5 protein-coding genes are annotated in these 3370 nt (G+C 72.8%); 4 read left to right on the top strand and 1 reads right to left on the bottom strand.

Annotation, left to right across the window (positions count from 1 at the left end):
* The 3 genes from AOK23_RS45575 to AOK23_RS26855 all read left to right on the top strand — a co-directional run.
* The coding region (locus AOK23_RS45575; protein WP_055715206.1) for a hypothetical protein at window positions 1-1031 on the top strand (1031 nt) is incomplete at its 5' end.
* Window positions 1018-1368 (top strand): nucleotide pyrophosphohydrolase, encoded by a 351-nt coding sequence (locus AOK23_RS26860; RefSeq protein ID WP_055715205.1) that lies wholly within the window; start codon window positions 1018-1020, stop codon window positions 1366-1368. The genes AOK23_RS45575 and AOK23_RS26860, both read left to right, overlap by 14 nt.
* A gap of 183 nt (window positions 1369-1551) precedes the next feature.
* Window positions 1552-2028 carry a DUF6099 family protein gene (locus tag AOK23_RS26855; protein WP_055543252.1) on the top strand — a complete coding sequence of 159 codons (477 nt, stop codon included), beginning with the start codon at window positions 1552-1554 and terminating at the stop codon, window positions 2026-2028.
* 291 nt (window positions 2029-2319) lie between these two features.
* Here AOK23_RS26855 and AOK23_RS48565 read toward each other — a convergent pair whose 3' ends face one another.
* Window positions 2320-2487 carry a hypothetical protein gene (locus AOK23_RS48565; RefSeq protein ID WP_167738935.1) on the bottom strand — a complete coding sequence of 56 codons (168 nt, stop codon included), beginning with the start codon at window positions 2485-2487 and terminating at the stop codon, window positions 2320-2322.
* 239 nt (window positions 2488-2726) lie between these two features.
* Between AOK23_RS48565 and AOK23_RS26850 the strand changes: the two genes are divergently transcribed.
* The coding region (locus tag AOK23_RS26850; RefSeq protein ID WP_055715207.1) for an LLM class F420-dependent oxidoreductase at window positions 2727-3370 on the top strand (644 nt) is incomplete at its 3' end.

The raw sequence follows: 3370 nt of genomic DNA, 5'->3' as shown, positions 1-3370 counted from the left end.
CCGCCGACGGCCCCGAGGGCCCCGTCCGGCTCGACATCGCCGTCCAGGCCGAACCCGAACTCCGCATCGTCGGCGAGCGGTTGACCTCCGGCGGGCTGACCCTCCTGGAGACCGCGCTGGTCGACCCGAGCCGCCCCGTCGTCCAAGCCGCCTGGCACACCGCGGGCGCGTCCCCCGTCACCCGCGGCCCCCTGCCCGACGACCGCCTCGGCACCGCCCTGCTTCCCCTGCGCGTCGCCGGCAAGACCGACGGTCAGCGCCGGGTCCTCGCCGCCGCCGAACAGATGGTGGTCGCCCTCCGCTCGGTCTTCGCCTGCGACCCCCGCCCCCGCCGTATGCGCGCCGCCGTACCGCTCGGCTCCGGCCGCCTCCTGCGCGGCTGCGACAACCTCGCCGACGTGCTGTGGCGCACGCGCACGGAGTGCGGTCGACGCCACGCGCAACTCGTCGCGGCGGTCCGGGACGGCTGCGTGGGACCGGTCGCCGACCTCCTCGCCGAACCCGCTCCGGGAGGGAACGGCCAGGGGGACGCACCCAGGGCCGCCCACGGACTCGGCCACGGAGTCAGCCATGGAGTCGGTCACGGACGGGGGCGCGGACCCGGTCATGGGAACGGACCCGGTCATGGGACCGGGGCAGCTCACGGGACCGGGGCAGGTCACGGGTGCGGGGCCGGTCCCGGCCTGGTGCGGGCGGTGCTCGACCGCGGTGACGGCGTACGGACACCCCTCGCCCTCCTCGGCGACGGCGAGCTGCGGTATCTCGCCCTGGCCCTGGTGCTGTTCACCGGCCCCGGCGTACTGGAGGTCGACCCGGTCGCCGAGGTCCCGGCGGCGCTCCAGACCCTGACCGTCCTGGCCGACGGCCTCGACCGCTGCCTCGACCCTCGCCAGCGCGCCCAACTCCTCTGCGTGGCGGCCCGCATGGGCGAACGCGGCCACATCCGGCTGGTGGGCGCGGTGAGCGACGCGTCCTGGGCCGCCGTGGTCCCCGGGGCGACGGTGGTACACCTGGACCGTGAAAGATCCTGAAGCCCCGGACGGACTCGACGTCCCCACACTCCAGCGCCGCCTCGCCGACTTCGCGGCCGCCCGGAACTGGGCGCCGTACCACACCCCGAAGAACCTGGTCTCCGCCCTCAGCGTCGAGGCATCCGAACTCGTCGAGATCTTCCAGTGGTTGACGCCCGAGGAGTCGGTCCGGGTGATGTCGGACCCCGACACCGCCCACCGGGTCACCGACGAAGTCGCCGACGTCCTCGCCTACTTGCTCCAGTTGTGCGAGGTGCTGGACATCGATCCGCTGGCCGCACTGGACGCGAAGATCGACCGCAACGAACGGAGGTTCCCGGCGCCGGAAGGCCCGTGAAGCCGGGCAGCACCACCCGTATGTCACTCTACGTAGTCGAAATGCGGTGCTCTGCCGACTTGTTATCCACAGATTTCAGGCTTCCTCTGGCTTTCTGTCTCAGTCGCCCTCACTGTGGGTAATGAAGAGACAAGAGGTCGGGCGGGACGTGTGAGAGCGCGTCGGGACAGTCGGGAGCAGCGCATGGACGCGGTGCGGCTCATCTTGGCGAGCAGGCGCGCTCTGGCGGGCAGCGTCGAGGAACCTCAACTGATGGCGGAGGCATGGCAGGCGTACGCCCTCGCGCAGGCGATCGGCAGCCGCCTGGCCGTCTCCGGACCACCCGAACTGCGCGGTGAGGCACTGGGGTTGACCGAGCTGGCCGGCAGCGGCTGCGGCATACTCGGCGCCCCTCCGCTCGGGGTGGGCGATTTACGCGCCGCCCAGCTCACCGAGTTGGGCGACGCCCATGACTCCCTCACCCGCCTCGGCGGCCTCCTGGGCGAGGTCGGTATCGCCCTGGTCGGCCTCGCCAGCGCCGCCGACGAGGAGTCGACGTACTGGCAGTGCATGGAGGCGATCGACGCCGCCGACGAGGCCCGCGACAGAGTCCTCGAAATGCTCCGCCGTCTGGCGGTGCGGGACCAGGTCCTCGCGGAACGGGACGCGGCAGCCAGCTGAACCGCTTCCGGGCCGGGGGAGGGGAGAAGGGCGGACAGTGCGGTTCCCCGCGCCCCGACGAGGACCGGCCCCGCCCCGCGGGGATGTGTCCTCGGGGCCATGTCCTCAGGCCGTGTGCTCGGGGATGCGGGGAACCGCGCGAGAAGCGACGACGGCGTCGCCCCGCCCCCCGCCGGGCGACAGCGTCGCCCCGCCCTCGCCGCACAACCGGGTGCACCCGTGTCGGACGGCGGGGTGGTCGGACGGCGAGGGCGGTCGGGTGCCGGGGCCAGTCGGGCGTCGTGGGGTCGATCAGACGGAGTCCGCGCCCTCCGCCGGGGCGGGACGCGGCGCCGACAGATCGGCGTCGAGCTGGGACAGGTCCGCGTTCAGGGCAGCCATCAACTCCTCCATCTGCTGGAGCAGACCCTTGGGCTGCGCAGGCACGGCGGCCTGCTCCGGCACGGCTTCCTGGGACATGTGACGGCCTCCTCGGCCCTCGCCCCCCGAGGGGGCACGTGTGCGAGCGCCCCGGCAGCGACCGCCGGCGACGGGTGCCGGGCGGTCCGGCTCCTCCCGAGCAACGAGCACCGTTGCCGCCGGTCACTGGCGCCGCTCGTCCCGTGCACGGGATTGACGCATTTTCACCCGACAGGGCACCACGATCGGGGCCAGGACCGGTGGAGTTGACCGACGTCCGAGCGTGCAGGATGGAGGGCATGGATCTTCGCATCTTCACCGAGCCCCAGCAGGGGGCGACCTACGACACGCTGCTCACCGTCGCCAAGGCCACGGAGGACCTCGGCTTCGACGCCTTCTTCCGCTCGGACCACTACCTCCGCATGGGCTCCGTGGACGGCCTGCCCGGCCCCACCGACGCCTGGATCACCCTGGCCGGCCTCGCGCGGGAGACCAAGCGCATCCGGCTCGGCACCCTGATGACCGCAGGAACCTTCCGCCTGCCCGGTGTGCTCGCCATCCAGGTCGCCCAGGTCGACCAGATGTCCGGCGGCCGCGTCGAACTCGGCCTGGGCGCGGGCTGGTTCGAGGAGGAGCACAAGGCGTACGGCATCCCCTTCCCGAAGGAGAAGTTCGCGCGCCTGGAGGAGCAGCTGGCCATCGTCACGGGGCTGTGGGCCACCGAGGTCGGCAAGACCTTCTCGTACGAGGGCACCCACTACCAGCTGACCGACTCGCCCGCCCTGCCCAAGCCCGCGCAGGCCAAGGTACCCGTCCTGATCGGCGGGCACGGCGCGAGCCGCACCCCGCGCCTCGCCGCGCGCTACGCCGACGAGTTCAACATGCCGTTCGGCTCGCTGGAGGACAGCGAGCGGCAGTTCGGGCGGGTCCGCGCGGCAGCGGA

Origin of the sequence: Streptomyces torulosus (assembly GCF_001419765.1) — a bacterium.
Lineage (GTDB): Bacteria > Actinomycetota > Actinomycetes > Streptomycetales > Streptomycetaceae > Streptomyces > Streptomyces torulosus.
Note: the sequence above shows the minus strand (reverse complement) of the source record. Positions and strands in the feature narration are given on the sequence as shown.

Excerpts from the sequence above, each read along its gene's own strand:
- AOK23_RS26855 (WP_055543252.1), top strand. The coding sequence starts at position 1,552 with ATGGACGCGGTGCGGCTCATCTTGGCGAGCAGGCGCGCTCTGGCGGGC.
- AOK23_RS48565 (WP_167738935.1), bottom strand. The coding sequence starts at position 2,487 with ATGTCCCAGGAAGCCGTGCCGGAGCAGGCCGCCGTGCCTGCGCAGCCC.